This is a genomic window from Psychrobacillus sp. BM2, assembly GCF_048572895.1.
GTDB lineage: Bacteria > Bacillota > Bacilli > Bacillales_A > Planococcaceae > Psychrobacillus.
In genome coordinates this window covers 2,407,471-2,426,136 of record NZ_CP183878.1, presented here as the reverse complement: position 1 = coordinate 2,426,136, position 18,666 = coordinate 2,407,471, and the positions used below count along the sequence as shown (strand labels likewise).

Genomic DNA, 18,666 nt, shown 5'->3' with positions numbered 1-18,666 from the left:
ATTAAATGTTTGTTGATCACGTGAAAGTATATGTCAAAGGTGGCGACGGCGGAGATGGTATGGTTGGATTCCGTCGTGAGAAATATGTTCCTTTAGGAGGTCCCGCAGGTGGGGACGGAGGAAACGGTGGCGACGTTATCTTCGAGGTTGAAGAAGGTCTTCGTACGTTAATGGATTTCCGCTATAAGCGAATTTTTAAAGCTGAGAGAGGAGTTCATGGTGGTAGTAAGAATATGCATGGTGCCAATGCGGATGATTTGATCATTAAAGTTCCACCGGGAACAGTAGTTAAAAATGAAGAAACAGGGGAAGTCATAGCTGATTTAGTAGAGCATGGTCAAAAAGCTGTTATTGCAAGAGGTGGCCGTGGTGGTAGAGGGAACTCTCGTTTCGCAACGCCTGCAAATCCAGCTCCAGAGCTTTCTGAAAAAGGCGAACCAGGTTTCGAGTTAAATGTTGAGCTAGAGCTAAAAGTTTTAGCAGACGTTGGATTAGTTGGGTTCCCGAGTGTCGGAAAATCTACTTTACTATCAGTTGTATCAGCAGCTAAGCCTAAAATTGCTCCGTACCATTTTACTACAATTGTACCAAACCTAGGAATGGTGGAAACAGAAGATCATCGTAGCTTTGCGATGGCGGATCTACCAGGACTAATTGAAGGCGCACATGAAGGAGTAGGGCTTGGTCATCAGTTCTTACGTCATATTGAACGTACGCGTGTAATCGTACATGTTATCGATATGTCTGGAATGGAAGGGCGCGATCCTTACGAGGATTATTTAACGATTAATGAGGAACTAAAACAATATAATCTTCGTTTAACGGAAAGACCACAAATTATTGTAGCCAATAAAATGGACATGCCAGATTCCGAAGACAATTTAAAAGAATTTAAAGAAAAAGTCGGATCAGATATGAAAGTATTCCCGATTTCAGCGATTTCTCGTCAAGGGTTACAAGAATTATTATTTGCTGTAGCAGATATGTTAGAGGTAGCACCAGAATTCCCATTAGAGGAATTAGTAGAGGAAGAAACAGAAACCTCTGTTATGTACAAATATCAAGCTAAACAAGATGACTTCACAATTTCAAGAGATGATGATGGGGCCTTCGTACTTGCTGGTGGATCAGTAGAAAGATTATTTAAAATGACTGACTTCAGTAGAGAAGATTCTATCCGCAGATTCTCGAGACAACTACGTGGAATGGGAATTGATGATGCCCTACGTCAGCGTGGAGCTAAAGATGGAGATACAGTACGATTATTGAAATTTGAATTTGAGTTTATCGAATAGAGGAAAGTAGGGAACCGCATGAAAGATGTGACAAGCCAGAGATTTTTTTTAGTACGGGAGGATGTGCTGACAGAGGCAATGCAAAAAACCTTGGAAGCAAAACACCTCCTTCAATCTGGGAAAGTATCTTCGATATGGGATGCAGTAAAAGAGGTAGATTTATCTCGAAGTGCTTTTTATAAATATCGCGATGCGGTTTTTCCATTCCATTCGATCGTTCAAGAACGGATTTTAACTGTCTTTCTACAATTAGAAGATAGAGAAGGAACGCTTGCTAGGTTGTTGCAATTAGTGGCTGACTCTACATGTAATGTGTTGACAATCCATCAAACGATACCGATACAAGGAAGAGCTAGTGTAACATTATCACTGGATGTAACAGCGATGAACAAGGAATTAGAAGAATTTTTAAATGAAATGAAGCGACTGGACTTTGTGGAATCTGCAGAAGTAATTAGCTCTGGCGCTTTATAATAGGAAAGCGGAAGATGCCATCCAGCAGGGAAAAGCGCTGGAAGACTTAAAGTAAAAGGCGTCCTTTGCCTATTCCAAAAGTCTGAAGCGATCGAGCTGCTGACATCTGGAGCTAGACAAATAAGGAGGTTTTTCCAATGACAACCAAACAAGTTGCTTTTCTAGGACCAGAAGCTTCTTTTACACATTTAGCAGCAAAGTCATTATTTCAACAAGAGCTGTTAGTGCCAATTCGTACTATACCTGAATGTATTGAAGCTGTAGCAACTGGAGAAGTAGATATAGCAGTAGTTCCGCTGGAAAATGCGTTAGAGGGCACCGTTCCGTTAACGATAGACTATTTGTTCCATGAGGCAGAGCTTTACGTAATTGCGGAGCTATTATCTCCAATCGAGCAGCATTTAATGGTTCATCCAAGTAATGTGGGGAGATGGGAAGACATGACAATCGTTTACTCCCATCCACATGCTTTGGCGCAATGCCACAAATATTTGTATTACCGATTTGGAAAAGTACCCTTAGAACAATCATCTTCAACCGCAGCCGCAGCAAAATATGTTTCTGAACACGAAGATTTATGTATCGCAGCGATTGGAAATACTTCAGCCGCATCGGAATATGGTTTGGAAATTGTTGAACAGAATATACATGATTTTCATTTTAATCACACTCGTTTTTTTGTGATTTCTAAAAAGAATCATTGTATCGAACGAGATGGCCATACAGGTCAAGTTAAAACAACGGTAATGATTACCTTACCTAAAGACGATCGCTCTGGTGCATTACATCAGGTGCTTTCCGTATTTGCATGGAGACAGCTCAATTTAAGTAAAATTGAGTCAAGACCACTAAAAACTGGTTTAGGGCAATATTTCTTTATCATGGATGTTCTAGAAGATGAAAAGAAGCCAATGATGATCGGGGCCATGGAAGAGTTAAAAGCTCTTGGTTGTGGCGTAAAATCATTAGGCTCATATTATACATACGAAACAAAAAACGAAGCAATCCGTTCATAAAAGGATTCGCTTCGTTTTTTTTTTTTTTTGCGGGGGAGCAGAAATGATAAACAGTGAAGAAACACCGGAAAGTTTCATGGAATCACCTGAATACTTTAGAGAAACACCCGAATGTAGAAGAGAATCACCTGAATAAACTCAAGTAACACCGGAAAGTGCAGACGAAACATCAGAATGTCACTACTTTCCAGTTTAAAACACAGGTGTTATCCTTCCATCAAATAACCTTTTTCTCTAATTGCACTGATAGCTCTATTTAAAATTTCTTCGGTTGGCGCGGACAATAAATGCAAATGAATTCCAGCAGTAAGCTCCAATAAAAATGGAGCATCCGTATCTCGCACTTTCTTTAAAAACATTTCTACGTCGTGTCGATTAGAAACCATAATAGAAGAAGTGATTTCTCCGTAAACAGGGTGTTCAACAGTCACGTTTTCTACAGTGACTCCAGCATCAACTAAAGTTAAAAGCTCATCCTCTGAATGGATTGATTGATGATTGCACGCTACTCGTCGTTGAATATATGGAATGCTTTCTTTATCGGGCAGTACAATATAGCCTTGACTAGTAGACATAATAGGGGCATTTGTTGCTTTTAATAATGTTATATCATTTACAATCACCTGCCTGCTGACATTGGTGAGCTTTGCTAACTCTGTGCCAGTCACAGGTGCTTGTTGTTCCTTTAAATAGGAAAAAATCCAATTCCTACGGTCCACACCTTTTAACTTTTTCACGATTAACCCCTCCGAACTTGCATAATGACTTGGTTCCTATTCATAAGTTTATCATGAAGGGATGGTTGTTTGTTTAAAATCTGTGACCAATTTAAGGTGTTACACATAATTTAGAGGAGAAGGAAGGAGGAAGACAGTGCAAACTCATGTTGTTGTAAAAGGGGACACTCTGTGGAAAATTTCCAGAAATTATGGTGTTTCTTTTGAGGAATTAAAGAAAGTTAATGCGCATTTAGCTAATCCGGAATATATTGTGCCTGGTATGAAAATTTTTATTCCGAATTCGAAAAAAATGGAATCGACGACTCATCCATACAGTGATCATCGACCAGTTAAGAAAGAAATGGTCAAAAAAGAAATGAAAAAGGAGGAAGTTAAAATCTCGGAACATAATAAAGCGAACATGCATCCAGTACCACCAGTAGTACCTGTAGTGCCGATGCCGCAACCGATGCCAGTGGCACCTACGTATCAAAAGCCACACCAACCACACCAACCCAAGCCACACCAACCACACCAACCCAAGCCACACCAACTCAAGCAACAACAAAAACCACAGCCGCAACCGCAACCTCAGCCATCCTATACATTTCCAATTCATACGATGCCCGTCCCTAACATTGAGATGACCCCGTCTCCCCAAGGCTGGAGATTGATGGAGTCTACGTCTATTCACATCCATAACCATATCGAGAATTATGATATAGAGGTTGAAAAATCACCAACACCGCAACCAACACCGCCGCCTGTCCAACCAATGCCTATTCAACCAACACCACAGCTAACAAGCCCGATAGCAGAAGAAGCTTCACCGATGTTCGAAGCTTCACCTACATTCCCGACAATGTATCCGTGTCCACCATTTCAACAATTTCCATACATGCATCACCAAGCAGACTACGGAGGATGTCCTTGTGTACAGATATGTTATGTTCCTGTATATCCATGTCCTCCCTATCATCCCTATCATCATTATTAAAACGTGAGTACGTATATACGGCAAATTAAGAAAAATGTATGGAAATGGAAAAATGAAAACGGCATATTCTCTGTAAAAAAATATCCGACCATTGAACAGGCAGAAAAAATTCGCGTAATTCATAAAGAACTAGAAGACATTGATAAACCTTTTATACTTCCGATTATTGAATCGACACAAGATGATTTTATTATACAACCATGGTATAAAGGGACACATACGGTTTCCTATCGTTTTAAAGAAGATCGAAAGGCAGTCTATTCTTTGCTGAGTCAAATTCATGAGACCAATCGTATAATTGACTGGGAAGATAGTAATTTATTTTATTCTTTTAATCTTATTTCTAAATGGCAGAATCGGAAATGGAAGATGAATGAAATCTCTTTTTTCATCGAGTCATATATAGGGTGCAATCAGACAAAACTATTGTTGCTTTTTGGAGATATTGCATTGCAAAATATGAAACCATTTAATATGGAAAAACGTACCTTACTTCATGGAGATGTTGTTCATCATAATTTTTTATCAGACAGCTCTGATTATAAAATAATTGATTTTGATTTGGCTGTGATAGGTCCAAGTGAAATGGAAAATATACTATGGATGCATCGGGTACTTCCGGAAATAGACTATGATATTCTGTCGCTAATCCAAGAATTCCCGCATCTTGAAAAAGTGGTACGACGTTATAAGGAAGCGATGATGTATCCAAATGAGCTATACCGAGAATGGTTGTATGCGTACTCATTACCAAAAGAGCGTAAACAGAAATTTATCGATCAGTTAATACCCTATACGAATAAAGCACTAACAGAATGGCCTAATTTATGCTATACTATAAGTAAACTATAATCGTTCTATTTAGGAGTTGGTCGCTCGGGCTTTGAGCGGCCTTCTTTGTTTGTTATGCTATAATGACAGTATGAATTGTGAGGGATTTAAAGGATGTATGATTACATAAAAGGACAAGTAACTCGGGTCACACCGGAGTATGTGGTAGTAGAACAGCAGGGAATTGGATACCAACTTTTTACGCCAAATCCATTTGCTTTCAAAAAAAGTGAGGAAATGGTCCAAGTTTATACGCACTTTCATGTCCGTGAGGATGCAGAGCAGCTAATGGGATTTCCTAGCCTTGCGCAGAGGGAATTATTTCGTAAACTTATTTTAGTTTCTGGAATTGGTCCCAAAGGTGCTTTGGCTATCTTAGCTAGTGGAGAGCCTACCCACGTCATTCAAGCAATTGAAAGGGAAGATGAAACATTTTTAGTAAAATTTCCAGGAGTAGGAAAGAAAACTGCCCGCCAAATGATATTAGATTTAAAAGGAAAGTTAAATGATTTAATAGATTTTGAACAGCTACAGTTCGAAGATGATGAACCTAACTTATTTGACAATGGGGAAGCTGATCATGAACTTGAAGAAGCGATGCTTGCACTAACAGCATTAGGATATTCGGAAAGAGAATTAGCTAAAATACGCCCACTGCTTAAAGCGGAGGCTGGACTGCAAACAACCGATCAATTTATGAAGAAAGCTTTACAATTATTATTTGCAGGTAAATAAAAGAAAGGAGGTTCTAGGTATGGATGAACGTGTCATTTCAAGCGAAATCTCCAATTTTGACGAACCTTTCGAGCAATCACTTCGTCCACAGTTTCTAAAGCAATATATTGGGCAAGATAAGATTAAACATAATTTAGAAATTTTTATCGAAGCAGCTAAAATGAGAAGTGAAAGCTTAGATCACTGTCTTTTATATGGACCTCCTGGACTTGGTAAAACAACACTTGCGGCCGTAATTGCAAATGAAATGGACGTCCAAATTAGAATGACAAGTGGTCCAGCTATCGAGCGTCCTGGTGACTTAGCAGCAATAGTTAGTTCGTTGGAGCCTGGAGATGTATTATTTATAGACGAAATTCATCGGTTAAATCGATCCATCGAGGAAGTGCTTTATCCTGCAATGGAAGACTTTTGTTTGGATATAGTTGTCGGAAAAGGACCAGCCGCAAGAAGTGTGCGACTTGATCTGCCACCATTTACGTTAATAGGTGCCACTACTAGAGCCGGGGCGTTATCTGCACCTTTACGTGATCGCTTTGGTGTTTTGCTACGACTAGATTACTATGATGAAGATGCATTAACCTCCATTGTGGTTCGCAGTTCAGAGCTGTTTAATGCATCCATTGACCATGAATCTGCTGGCGAAATCGCCAGAAGATCGAGAGGTACTCCACGTATTGCTAACCGCTTATTAAAAAGAGTACGAGATTATGCACAGGTTCGCGGAAATGGACATATCTCGGTTGATATTGCTAAAGAGGCATTGGAGCTGCTTCAAGTAGATCCTCGTGGATTAGATCATATCGATCATAAACTAATAATGTCTATGATTGACCGCTTTAGAGGCGGTCCGGTTGGCTTAGATACCATCGCAGCAAGTATTGGTGAAGAGTCTGCAACGATTGAAGATGTATATGAACCATATCTTCTGCAAATTGGTTTTATCCAACGATCTCCCAGAGGAAGAATTGTTACGCCACTAGCTTATGACCATTTTGGAATTTCATTTCCAGTGGAAAGAAAAGAATAAAAAAGGATGTCCTATATATGAGAGTAGAAGATTTTGATTTTGAATTACCAGAAGAACTAATTGCCCAAACACCACTTTTGGACAGAACGAGTAGTAAGCTATTAATAGCAGATTTTGAAAAACAGTCGTATACACATACTCACTTTAAGGAAATACTAAATGAATTAAATGAAGGAGATTGCCTTGTGTTGAACGATACGAAGGTAATGCCTGCTCGTCTAATGGGTGTGAAACAAGAAACTGGAGCGAATGTAGAAGTTCTATTATTGACACAAATAGAAGGAGATCAGTGGGAGACACTAGTGAAACCTGCAAAACGTGTCAAAATAGGCACAGAAATTACTTTTGGTGAAGGTTTGTTGAAAGCTGTCTGTACAGGCATAAAAGACCATGGTGGACGAATTTTCCGTTTTGAATATGCGGGCGTATTTTTTGAGGTATTAGACCAATTAGGAGAAATGCCGCTTCCCCCATATATTCATGAAAAACTGGAAAATAAAGATCGATATCAAACAGTTTATGCAAAAGAGCAAGGTTCTGCGGCGGCACCAACAGCCGGCTTACATTTCACAGAGGCATTATTAGATGACATTCGCGCAAAAGGTGTTAAAATAGCGTTTGTGACATTACATGTAGGACTAGGAACTTTCCGACCTGTTAGTGTAGATTCTATTGATGACCATGAAATGCATTCTGAATTTTATCGGATTACAGAAGAGACAGCAGATGTTATTAACCAAGTGAAGGCATCTGGAGGAAAAGTTGTTGCAGTTGGGACTACCTCTACGAGAACATTGGAAACAGTGGCAACTAAATTTGATGGACAACTTCAAGCAGATAGTGGATGGACTTCAATATTTATATATCCAGGTTATGAATTTAAGTGTATAGATGGAATGATTACAAATTTCCACTTACCTAAATCTACTTTAGTAATGCTCGTGAGTGCAATTACTTCTAAAGAGTTTATACTCAGTGCCTATAAGGAAGCAGTCGATTTAAAATATCGCTTTTTCAGCTTTGGAGATGCCATGTTTATAAAAGGAAGGAATTATTAAATGACAGCAGTTACGTATGAACTTATAAAAAAAGACAAACAAACAGGTGCAAGGTTGGGTGTTGTACACACGCCTCACGGATCGTTTGAAACACCTGCATTTATGCCAGTAGGTACACAAGCAACAGTAAAAACAATGGCACCCGAAGAGATCAAAGAAATGAACGCCGGTATTATTCTTAGTAATACCTATCACCTATGGCTTCGCCCAGGAAACGACATTATTCGCGAAGCAGGCGGACTTCATAAATTTATGAACTGGGATCGTGCGATTCTTACAGATTCCGGAGGTTTCCAAGTATTTAGTTTGAGTGATATGCGTAAAATTGAAGAGGAAGGTGTTCATTTTCGTAATCACCTCAACGGGGATAAATTATTTTTAAGTCCTGAAAAATCAATGCAAATTCAAAATGATTTAGGTTCTGATATTATGATGGCATTCGATGAGTGTCCGCCTTATCCAGCATCTTTTGAATATATGAAAGCATCTGTAGAACGTACATCACGTTGGGCAGAGCGCTGTTTAACTGCGCATACGAATACTGATAAGCAAGGGCTATTTGGGATTATCCAAGGTGGAGAATATGAGGAATTACGCCGTCAGTCTGCAAAGGATTTAGTTTCTCTTGATTTTCCTGGTTATGCCATCGGAGGATTGTCTGTTGGTGAACCAAAAGATGTGATGAATCGTGTACTGGATTTTACAACGCCGATGATGCCTGAAAACAAGCCACGCTATTTAATGGGTGTTGGTTCACCTGACTCATTAATAGACGGTGCTATTCGAGGCGTAGACATGTTTGACTGTGTATTACCAACACGTATTGCACGCAATGGTACATTCTTTACTCATCAAGGACGTCTAGTTATTAAAGGAGCTAAGTTTGCTCGTGATTTTGGTCCTATCGATGAGAAATGCGATTGTTACACATGTAAAAATTATTCACGTGCTTATATTCGCCACTTATTCAAAGCGGATGAAACATTTGGTTTACGTTTAGCGTCTTATCATAATCTGCATTTCCTAATGAAATTAATGGAAAATGTAAGACAAGCAATACGTGAAGATCGTTTGCTAGATTTCAAAGAAGAATTTTTTGAAGAATATGGGTATAACAAACCAAATGCAAAAAACTTCTGATTCTTGTATACTAGGTAAAGAGATAAAAGGGGGGAAATAAATACATGGATACATTAGTAGGTTTGTTGCCAATTATTGCGATGTTCGCTGTTATGTGGTTCTTCATCATTCGACCAGCACAAAAGCGTCAAAAAAACACAGCATCAATGCAAAACAATATTAAACGTGGAGACGATATCATCACTGTTGGTGGGTTACACGCAAAGGTAGATGCAGTAGATGATCAAACGATCTTCGTAACTGTTGCAGACGGAACTCGTTTACAATTCGAGCGCGTTGCAGTAGGACGAGTAGTAACAGAGTCGAAATAATTATGAAATGTGAAAGCGCCTATGTTAGCTCCGACAGGCACTGGAAGGATTTCGCGTAAAGGCGCACTTTGCCTTTTCCGAAAGACTGAAGTGACCCGAGGAGCTAGGCGCTGGAACAAACTACATAAATTCGTAGTATACTAGTCAACTTTACAAAAATACATAAGAAAAAGAACTTATTCATTTTATGAGTAAGTTCTTTTTCTTTGGGCAAGGTAATTATGAGGTGATTATGTGCAGGATTTGATCATAATTATAATTCGGACATTTATTTTGTATTGGTTTATTTTGTTGATTCTTCGTCTGATGGGGAAAAGAGAAGTTGGCGAGCTTAGTATTTTTGACTTAGTTGTCTTTCTTTTAATAGCGGAGGTCGCAGCATTTTCATTGGACGATCCTCACAGTAGTTTTTTTCATGCAATAGTTCCAGTGATTATATTGTTTCTCATTCAGATTGCCGTATCCTACATTTCTTTAAAAAGCAAAAAGTTTCGTGATGTGATGGAAGGCGAGCCTTCAATACTAATCCGGGATGGAATTATCATTGAGAAAGAGATGAGAAAACAACGTTACAATTTAGATGATATGCTTCAACAACTACGAGAACAACAAATTGGTTCGATTCAGTCCGTCTCTTATGCTTTTTTGGAGCCATCAGGAAACTTATCCGTCTTTAAAAAAGAAGGAGAACAATACGTATTTCCTCTTATAATAGACGGTGATATACAATATAGACATTTAGAGCATATTGGTAAAAATGAAAAATGGTTGATACAAGAACTAGAGCAAAAGCAAATCATGAACTCTAAAAAAATATTTTACTGTAGTTATGAAAACGAAGTGCTATATATTCAGCTAAAGACTTCTTTTTAGTCATGTTTTCTCAGAATCTGTTCTTAGACGTTTTTGCAATCTTGAAAATGACGCTTATCTCTTTTCGTTTAATCTGTCTAAAAAGTACTAATGCAACTGTTAAATATACCATAGTGATAAGACAATCGATTAGTAAAGAATGACTTCCGATAGAAATTATCAATGGTCTTGAGATGATGGTTAACAAAAATACTGCATAGGGTATTACAAAAAAAGAGAAGCCAATTTGTGCTTCTTTTTTTTCCTTCAAAGAAGCGATATGTAAAAAAGAAGTAATCAATACCCCAAATCCAATCGCAACGATAGCACCTTTTTCTTGAATAGTTACTTGTGAAGCTAGGAAGAATAGTAATAATAGTTTCCCTACGCCACCATATAGGGAATTGAGAAATGCAGCTTTTGAATTATTTAAGGCTTGTAAAATAGAAAACAAAGGACTTTGAATATAATAAAAGAAAAAAATAGGCGACAGAATTTTCATATAAACCGTTGCATTTTCAACGTGAAATAGTGTCTTTACTAACTCACCGCCGTGCAGATAAAACAGTGTAGCAGCGTAACAGCCTGTTAATGTAGAGAATTTTAAGGAAAGGTGAATTCTTTCTTTTAATAACTTGAAATTTTTTCGTGCAAACGCATCACTAACAGCCGGAATTAGAACAATAGAAAGTGCGTATGGGATGAAAGAAGGAAATAACAGTAAAGGAACTAAAACACCTGAAATAACTCCATAAAGTGTAGTAGCCGCCACTGCAGTGATTCCTGTAATAGCTAAAGCCTTGATAAAAATAATTGGCTCCAAAAACCATGTGAAGGATCCGAAAAGTTTACTCCCTGAAGACGGTAATGCAATTGCGAAAAGTGGAGAAAGTGGATATCCTTTAGATGTTTTGCTATACGTTTGTTTTGTTTTCCATCTGTCATATTTCCATTTTAAATAGAGTAATGCGATAAGTTCAGCGATTAGAGCTAAGATCATCGCATAAGCAGCAGCTTCTTGTGGAGATGTGGAAGTTAAAAAGAAAGGAAGTACAAAACTGATTAAAAGAATACGAACGACTTGCTCCATTAATTGAGCAACTGCTGTTTCTTCTAATCGTGCTATTCCTTGGAAAAATCCTTTCAATATTCCTCCAGCAGCGGCAATTGGAACAATTGCGATGGATACATACAATGTCATAGTGATTGCATCATTTTTTAATAGATTACCTGAGATATATGGAGCTACAAAGATAAATAGTGGAGTGAAAAGTAATATGGAAACAACCGTAACGATTACAGAAGTTCGCATAACAGAGAAATAATCTGATGTCGCACTTCTTGCTCGTACCTCTGCAATAATTTTAGCCATTGCAATTGGAATACCAAGCTGTACCAAAGAAAGGAAAAAGATAAAAGCTGGATAGGCAGTCATGTAAATTCCAACTGTTTCTTCCCCAGTTAAGCGAACAAACTGCATACGATAAATAAACCCTAACAACTTGGATAAAAAAATGGAAATCATTAACAAAATTGAGCCTTTTAAAAATGTAGACAATTAAACACTTCCTTCTCAAATACAGGAACTTCGTATACAATAACAATATGCATATTGCTTAGTACATTATTCTTTAAAAGAGGTGCGATATTATGGAAAATAATTATGATGATATTTTTACGCACGTACTACCAGCTATAGAAAGTAAGAAAAATGAGTTTGTCGTTTATCAATACGATACGGTTACGGAAAAAGACATTTGGAAGTTTTGTGTGAACAAAAAATGGAGAAAAAAAGATATTACTTCCTTGCCTTTATATCAAATCATAAATGATATACTAACCATTTCTCCCGCAGAGTTTATGACTTTTGAACAAATTGAAAATCAAAGAACATCTAATTGGTTTTCTGAGATCAATCAAGAAGAGTTGCAATTGTTATTGAACCCAGGTTTCGAAGAAAAATAAGTGGATGGTTATTTGACAGTAAGCGCAACGTGTTTCATAATAAACTTGTTGCTTTTTTTTGAGGAGGAAATCTACATATGAAAACTAGAGGACGTATAGTAGCGTTTTTATTGCTACTCGTTATTTTTGCAGGGACAATCAGTCCTACAGTTGGTGGAGTATTAAATAATATAAAACTTGGTTTGGACTTACAAGGTGGATTCGAAGTACTTTATCAAGTAGAGCCTTTAAAAGGAAAAGAAGATCAGAAAATTACGGAAGACATAGTGAAAGACACAGCGGCCGCACTTACGAATCGTATTGATGCATTGGGAGTAAATGAACCAAGTATTCAAATCGAAAGCGGTAACCGTATTCGTGTCCAACTCGCTGGAGTAGAAGATCAAAACTCTGCGAGAGAACTTCTTTCTACCCAAGCAAATTTAACATTCCGTGATACGGATGATAATATTATGCTGGATGGAAATGATTTAAAACAAGGTGGAGCAAAGGATGCTTTTAATCAACAAGGGCAACCAATTGTTACGCTACAATTGAAGGATGCAAACAAATTCGCAGAAGTTACTTCAGAAATTGCAGCTAAACCAGCTCCAGATAATGTATTAGTTATTTGGTTAGATTTCGAAGAAGGTGTAGATTCCTACGCTGCTGAAGTGGTAAAACCGAAACCTAAATTCACTTCTGCACCAAGAGTATCTCAACAAATCAGTTCTAATAGTGTAGAAATTTCGGGTTCTTTCACTGTAGATGAGACAAAAAGCTTGTCGGGGATTTTAAACGCCGGGGCATTACCAGTTCATCTTGACGAAATTTACTCAACATCTGTTGGTGCCCAGTTTGGATCACAAGCATTAAGTAGCACAATATTAGCTGGGATTATAGGTATCTCTGCAATCTTTGTTTTTATGCTTTTATATTATAGACTACCAGGTTTAGTAGCGATTATTTCGTTAATTGTTTATATGTTCTTGATTCTCATTATCTTTGATTGGATTAATGGAGTTCTAACATTACCAGGTATAGCGGCAATTGTCCTTGGGGTAGGTATGGCAGTAGACGCCAATATCCTGACATATGAACGAATCAGGGAAGAATTACGAGTCGGTAAATCGGTTAAAAAAGCTTTTGATACCGGAGCGAAAGAGGCATTTACTGCGATTTTAGATGCGAATATAACGACACTTTTAGCTGCAGTAGTATTGTTCTACTTTGGGACAAGTTCTGTTAAAGGATTCGCTACATTACTTATTATTAGTATTTTAGTGGTGTTCATTACAGCGGTTTGGGCTTCTAGAATTTTGTTAGGTCTACTCGTACACAGTGGATATTTAGATAACAAACCAGGCTGGTTAGGAATTTCGAAAAAACGTATTCATGCTCCTGAAGAAAATGTGGATACACTTGACCTGACTACTAAATTTGATCGTTTGGATTTTGTGCATAATCGTAAAATATTCTATACTGCCTCTATTGTCTTAACAGTTGCAGGGATTATCATTTTAAGTATATTTAAATTGAATCTTGGAATTGATTTCTCTCAAGGAACTCGAGTGGAAATTCAATCGACGAACTCCTTGACAAAAGAATTTATCGCAGAAAAGCTAGATAAAATAAATATGACTTCTGAGGATATCGTGCTTTCAGGAGATAATAATCAGAACGCGGTAATTCGTTACAAAGAGGACTTTTCACAGGATGAAGTGAAGCTATTCAAAACGGAAATGACGAAAGAGTTTGGTATTGACCCAACTGTAAGTAGTGTATCTCCAACAGTTGGACGAGAGCTTGCTAAAAATGCAATTTATGCTCTTTTGTTTGCTGCTCTAGGTATCGTCATTTATGTTGCATTTCGTTTTGAATGGAGAATGGGTCTTGCTTCGATTGTTTCGTTATTGCATGATGCATTCTTAATGGTCTCTATCTTTAGTATTTTACGCTTAGAAGTGGATATAACATTCATTGCAGCGGTCTTAACAATTGTCGGTTATTCCATAAACGATACAATTGTGACGTTTGACCGTATACGTGAAAATTTACATCGCAGCAAAAAAATTACTACAGAAGAAGAACTTGCTACTATCGTCAATAAATCGTTAAGACAGACTCTTGGTCGTTCCGTTAATACCGTATTAACAGTAATCCTTGTAGTTGTTGCCCTTCTAATTTTCGGAGCAGAAGGTATTCGCAACTTCAATATCGCTTTGTTAATAGGTTTAATCGCAGGTACGTATTCTTCTATTTTAGTCGCAGCTCAATTGTGGTTTGATTTAAAAGTGAAAGAATTGCGTAAGACTGGCGGGCTTGATGTGAAAAAAGAAGAGAAAAAATGGGGTTCTGATGAGCCTGTCGTTTAATGTTTAAGAAGAATATGGAGCAGGGTATAACAACGTATACCCTGTTCTATTTTTTTGTGTTACATTTAGAAGAAAAGAGGTGCCAACATGAAACTGCAATGGTCATTATTATTTGGTTTGCTATTCGCTATTATTATCGCTTTGTTTGCTATTTACAATGTAGATACTGTTCCAGTCAACTATGTGTTTGGAACCGCACAATGGCCACTTATTCTCGTTATCTTAGGTTCGGCTCTATTAGGAGTGCTACTAAGTGGGTCTGTTGCAATTTATCGGTCGTTTGTCTTATCAAGGAAAGTTAAGCACTTGGAGAAAGAGCTGGAAAAGAAAGAGGCTACAATTGGTGTATTACAGAACGAGGTAGTTGCTTATAAAGAAAAAACAGTAGAATTTTTTGAAGAGCCAGTAACTATAAAAGATGAGAATTCAACTATTTAAAGACAAAACCTTTTGACATTGTCAGAAGGTTTTTTTCGGAATAAGCATATAAAAATGTCCTGTGAACACTAGGTTCTTGGTTTTTAAAGAATTGATAAAGAAGCAGTGGAGCGCCAGAAATTGTATCTTCTGGCGCTTATTCTAAGTATAAGAAAATAGATTTTCTCTGCTTTTCTCTAGTTATCAAAAAATGTACTAACCTGTTTCTAATAGTTGTAGGAGGGCTACGGACAGGCAAACGCCATAAAATTATCGAAAAAAGAAATGCTAGTCGTGACGACAGTCACGACTAGCATTTCCCTAAAAAAACCGGTAATACTAAAGCAATAAGTCTGTCCAAAACCCTTCGAAAACGTTAAAAACAGGTTTCGAAATATAAGGACCGGGCTTCTTTTTGGTCGGTTTTTCTTTAGAGTGTGTATTATTGCTAAGATATGCCTTTTTCACAACGTTTCAACTTATGTTAAGGTATAATAGATTACAAGGAAGTGAAGAAAATGATTCAATCTCAAAAAAAATGGCTAGTTTCAAGGCCTAATATACAAGTAGTAGAAATGTTAGAAAAAGAGCTATCAATTCCGAGAATTTGTGCAAAAGTATTGGCATCTAGAGGATTTGAGCAGGTAGAAGATGCGAAATCATTTTTACATGTAACGGCTGAACAACTACATAACCCTTTCTTACTTCCAGGCATGGAAGCGTTAGTTGCTCGTGTACATCAAGCGGTTGATGCAGGAGAACGTATTATGGTTTACGGAGATTATGATGCGGACGGAATTACAAGCACTACTATAATGATGAAAACACTAGATTCACTTGGTGCAGATGCCATCTATAAGATTCCAAATAGATTTATTGATGGTTATGGGCCAAGTGAACGTTTGTTTCAAGAAGCCAGTGATGAAGGCGTGAAACTAATTATTACAGTTGATAATGGTATTTCGGGTCTAAAACCTATTGAGTTTGCTAAGGAGTTAGGAATGGACGTCATTGTTACAGACCACCATGAACCTGGCGATAGTTTACCAAAGGCAGATATTATTATTCACCCAGGCTTAGGAGATACAAAATATCCTTTTCCATACCTAGCAGGAGTAGGTGTTGCTTTTAAAGTAGCTCATGCATTACTTGGAGAAATTCCAAAGGAGTTCTTTTATCTCGTTGCAATCGGTACAATAGCGGATCTTGTTTCATTGTCAGGAGAGAATCGTTATTTAGTCCAACAAGGGTTAAAACAAATGCAACATACAGATTCTGTAGCGATTGAAGCATTAGCAAATGTGAGTGGGGTAGAGCTTCGTTCAATTGATGAAGAGACCGTTGGATTTATGTTCGGACCGCGGATTAATGCGGTAGGAAGACTAGGAGAAGCTGCACCTGGTGTTGACTTGTTTTTAACGGAAAATCCTAACAACGCTCTTGCACTGGCTAATATGCTCAATGAAAAAAATAAAGAACGCCAAGCAATCGTAAAGCAAATTACGGATGAGGCAATGCAACAATTGGAACAATATCCGCCTTTGGAGGGACCAAGTGTCATTGTAGTAGGGAAAGTAGGATGGAATCCAGGAGTGCTGGGAATTGTTGCTTCCAAACTAGTTGAAAAATATTATAGACCTGCTATTGTATTAGGATTTGATGAAGAAAAAAGTATTGCTAAAGGATCCGCTCGTAGTATTGAAGGATTCCATATGTATAAAGAGCTTGCCAAGAACCAAGATATTGTCCCTCATTTTGGTGGACATCCTATGGCCGCAGGTATGACATTGTCATTAGATAATGTAGATGAGCTCCGTGAAAGATTAAACGAGCAAGCGAAAAATAGTTTGTCAGAAGATCAATTAATACCTATTGTATCAATTGACGTACCATTGGAAATGGATGAAATATCTACAGAATCCATAGAATCATTAAAAAAACTAGCACCCTTTGGAATGGACTTTGCAAAACCAGTTTATTGCATTGAGAATGTAGAAGTTTCAACCGTTCGTAAAATTGGCTCTGCCCAAAATCATTTGAAAATGGAATTGAAACAAGGGGCTGTCCTTTTAGATGCAATCGGATTTGGAAAAGGGCAACTAGCAGACGAGATAGCTCCAACAACTAAGTTATCTTTTATTGGTGATTTACAGATCAATGAATGGAATGGACGTAAAAAAGCCCAATTAATGATACAGGATGTAAAAACGGATGAATGGCAGCTTTTTGATATTAGAGGAATCCGACAAGTAAATCGCTGGAAATCACTTATTCCTGCAAAAGATACAGTGTATGTTGCATTTAATGAAGATACGATTAATCATTTTAGTTCTACGATCGACAACAAACTCTATTTGATGAGTGAATTGCTGGAGCAGTCCATTCATGCACAATATGTAGTTCTCTTAGATTTACCTGAAGATGAGCAATCTCTGATTAAATTAATGCAATATCATTCTTGGAAACGGATATACGCACACTTTTATACGAATGAATCCTCTTATTTCGAGGGATTACCGACGAGAGATCAATTTAAATGGTATTTCTCTTTCTTAGCAAAAAGAAAAACATTTGCATTGAAACAGCATATTCACGAATTATCTAAGCATACTGGTTGGAGTGAAAACACATTTAATTTTATGTCGAAGGTGTTTTTTGAACTAAGTTTTGTTAGAATAGACAATGGGATGTTAGTGCTCAACGAAAGTCCTGCAAAAAAGGATTTATCGGATGCGCCTGCATACAAACATCGTGAAAAACAGATGGAACTTGAACAAAAATTATTATACGCTCCGTATGTGGAGCTGAAACAATGGTTTGAAGAGCGAAGAGCAGCACAAACCGTTCCTGAGGAGGAGCAAGTATGGATTTAAAGCAATATGTAACAACAGTAGAAGATTGGCCAAAACCAGGCATCAGTTTTAAAGATATTACATCCATTATGGATAATGGAGAGGCATATAAATACGCAACTGACCAAATTGTAGAGTATGCAAAAAAAGTTGACGCTGAAGTAATTGTAGGACCTGAAGCTCGTGGGTTTATTACAGGATGTCCAGTTGCTTATGCGCTTGGTGTTGGTTTTGCACCGGTTCGTAAGGAGGGTAAACTTCCTCGTGAGGTCATTCGTGCGGAGTATGGTTTAGAGTATGGTAAAGATGTATTAACAATGCATAAAGACGCAGTTAAACCAGGGCAACGAGTGTTAATCGTTGATGATTTATTGGCGACAGGTGGTACAATAGATGCTACAATTCGCTTAGTAGAAGAATTAGGTGGAGTAGTGGTAGGTTGTGCATTTTTAATAGAGCTTACATACTTAGAAGGCCGCAACAAATTAGAAAACTATGATATTTGTACATTGATGCAATATTAATCAATGTATGGGTCAATGTTTGCTGTTAGCAAGCTTATTTAGGGTGGACTTTACAAGTCCCTCTTTTTTTTTATACAATATAGTTTATATACTATT

General features: G+C 37.7%; 18 protein-coding genes. 16 read left to right on the top strand and 2 right to left on the bottom strand.

Features of this window, described 5'->3' with window-relative positions:
- The first annotated feature begins 5 nt into the window (after positions 1–5).
- From obgE to pheA, 3 genes are all read left to right on the top strand, one after another.
- Positions 6–1,295, top strand: coding sequence for a GTPase ObgE (gene obgE, locus ACN6MX_RS11860; protein WP_419959118.1), 1,290 nt, complete (start codon positions 6–8; stop codon positions 1,293–1,295).
- Positions 1,296–1,313: 18 nt separating this feature from the next.
- Positions 1,314–1,769 (top strand): ACT domain-containing protein, encoded by a 456-nt coding sequence (locus ACN6MX_RS11855; RefSeq protein WP_419959117.1) that lies wholly within the window; start codon positions 1,314–1,316, stop codon positions 1,767–1,769.
- A 137-nt stretch (positions 1,770–1,906) separates the two neighbouring features.
- Positions 1,907–2,785 (top strand): prephenate dehydratase, encoded by an 879-nt coding sequence (gene pheA / locus ACN6MX_RS11850; RefSeq protein WP_419959116.1) that lies wholly within the window; start codon positions 1,907–1,909, stop codon positions 2,783–2,785.
- 206 nt (positions 2,786–2,991) lie between these two features.
- Here pheA and ACN6MX_RS11845 read toward each other — a convergent pair whose 3' ends face one another.
- On the bottom strand, positions 2,992–3,522 hold the full coding sequence (locus ACN6MX_RS11845; protein WP_419959115.1) for a transcription repressor NadR: 531 nt from the start codon (positions 3,520–3,522) through the stop codon (positions 2,992–2,994).
- Between the two features lie 136 nt (positions 3,523–3,658).
- On the opposite strand from ACN6MX_RS11845, the gene safA reads away from it, so the two are divergent.
- From safA to ACN6MX_RS11805, 8 genes are all read left to right on the top strand, one after another.
- Positions 3,659–4,501 carry a SafA/ExsA family spore coat assembly protein gene (gene safA / locus ACN6MX_RS11840; protein ID WP_419959114.1) on the top strand — a complete coding sequence of 281 codons (843 nt, stop codon included), beginning with the start codon at positions 3,659–3,661 and terminating at the stop codon, positions 4,499–4,501.
- Positions 4,502–4,504: 3 nt separating this feature from the next.
- The gene (locus tag ACN6MX_RS11835) at positions 4,505–5,353 is read left to right on the top strand and encodes a hypothetical protein (RefSeq protein WP_419959113.1); all 849 of its coding nucleotides are present in this window, start codon (positions 4,505–4,507) and stop codon (positions 5,351–5,353) included.
- Positions 5,354–5,446: 93 nt separating this feature from the next.
- Positions 5,447–6,067: a Holliday junction branch migration protein RuvA gene (ruvA, locus tag ACN6MX_RS11830; protein WP_419959112.1), complete on the top strand. Its 621-nt coding sequence runs from the start codon at positions 5,447–5,449 to the stop codon at positions 6,065–6,067.
- A 19-nt stretch (positions 6,068–6,086) separates the two neighbouring features.
- Complete coding sequence (gene ruvB, locus ACN6MX_RS11825) at positions 6,087–7,097, top strand: Holliday junction branch migration DNA helicase RuvB (protein ID WP_419959111.1); 1,011 nt, start codon at positions 6,087–6,089, stop codon at positions 7,095–7,097.
- A 17-nt stretch (positions 7,098–7,114) separates the two neighbouring features.
- The gene (gene queA / locus ACN6MX_RS11820; RefSeq protein WP_419959110.1) at positions 7,115–8,155 is read left to right on the top strand and encodes a tRNA preQ1(34) S-adenosylmethionine ribosyltransferase-isomerase QueA; all 1,041 of its coding nucleotides are present in this window, start codon (positions 7,115–7,117) and stop codon (positions 8,153–8,155) included.
- On the top strand, positions 8,156–9,295 hold the full coding sequence (gene tgt, locus ACN6MX_RS11815; protein ID WP_419959109.1) for a tRNA guanosine(34) transglycosylase Tgt: 1,140 nt from the start codon (positions 8,156–8,158) through the stop codon (positions 9,293–9,295).
- Positions 9,296–9,339: 44 nt separating this feature from the next.
- On the top strand, positions 9,340–9,606 hold the full coding sequence (yajC, locus tag ACN6MX_RS11810) for a preprotein translocase subunit YajC (RefSeq protein WP_419959108.1): 267 nt from the start codon (positions 9,340–9,342) through the stop codon (positions 9,604–9,606).
- 234 nt (positions 9,607–9,840) lie between these two features.
- Positions 9,841–10,479, top strand: a complete 639-nt coding sequence (locus tag ACN6MX_RS11805) for a DUF421 domain-containing protein (protein ID WP_419959107.1) — start codon at positions 9,841–9,843, stop codon at positions 10,477–10,479.
- Between the two features lie 10 nt (positions 10,480–10,489).
- On the opposite strand, the gene ACN6MX_RS11800 is transcribed toward ACN6MX_RS11805, so the two are convergent.
- Positions 10,490–12,016 carry a putative polysaccharide biosynthesis protein gene (locus tag ACN6MX_RS11800; RefSeq protein WP_419959106.1) on the bottom strand — a complete coding sequence of 509 codons (1,527 nt, stop codon included), beginning with the start codon at positions 12,014–12,016 and terminating at the stop codon, positions 10,490–10,492.
- 92 nt (positions 12,017–12,108) lie between these two features.
- Between ACN6MX_RS11800 and ACN6MX_RS11795 the strand changes: the two genes are divergently transcribed.
- The 5 genes from ACN6MX_RS11795 to ACN6MX_RS11775 all read left to right on the top strand — a co-directional run bounded on the left by ACN6MX_RS11795 (position 12,109) and on the right by ACN6MX_RS11775 (position 18,570).
- Positions 12,109–12,423, top strand: coding sequence for a post-transcriptional regulator (locus tag ACN6MX_RS11795; RefSeq protein WP_419959105.1), 315 nt, complete (start codon positions 12,109–12,111; stop codon positions 12,421–12,423).
- Positions 12,424–12,500: 77 nt separating this feature from the next.
- Complete coding sequence (secDF, locus tag ACN6MX_RS11790) at positions 12,501–14,777, top strand: protein translocase subunit SecDF (RefSeq protein ID WP_419959104.1); 2,277 nt, start codon at positions 12,501–12,503, stop codon at positions 14,775–14,777.
- A gap of 87 nt (positions 14,778–14,864) precedes the next feature.
- Complete coding sequence (locus ACN6MX_RS11785; RefSeq protein WP_419959103.1) at positions 14,865–15,215, top strand: LapA family protein; 351 nt, start codon at positions 14,865–14,867, stop codon at positions 15,213–15,215.
- Between the two features lie 497 nt (positions 15,216–15,712).
- A complete protein-coding gene (recJ, locus tag ACN6MX_RS11780) occupies positions 15,713–18,067 on the top strand; it encodes a single-stranded-DNA-specific exonuclease RecJ (protein ID WP_419959102.1) in 2,355 nt (784 codons plus the stop codon).
- Positions 18,058–18,570 carry an adenine phosphoribosyltransferase gene (locus ACN6MX_RS11775; protein ID WP_419959101.1) on the top strand — a complete coding sequence of 171 codons (513 nt, stop codon included), beginning with the start codon at positions 18,058–18,060 and terminating at the stop codon, positions 18,568–18,570. The genes recJ and ACN6MX_RS11775 overlap by 10 nt, the downstream gene beginning before the upstream one ends.
- Positions 18,571–18,666: the final 96 nt, after the last annotated feature.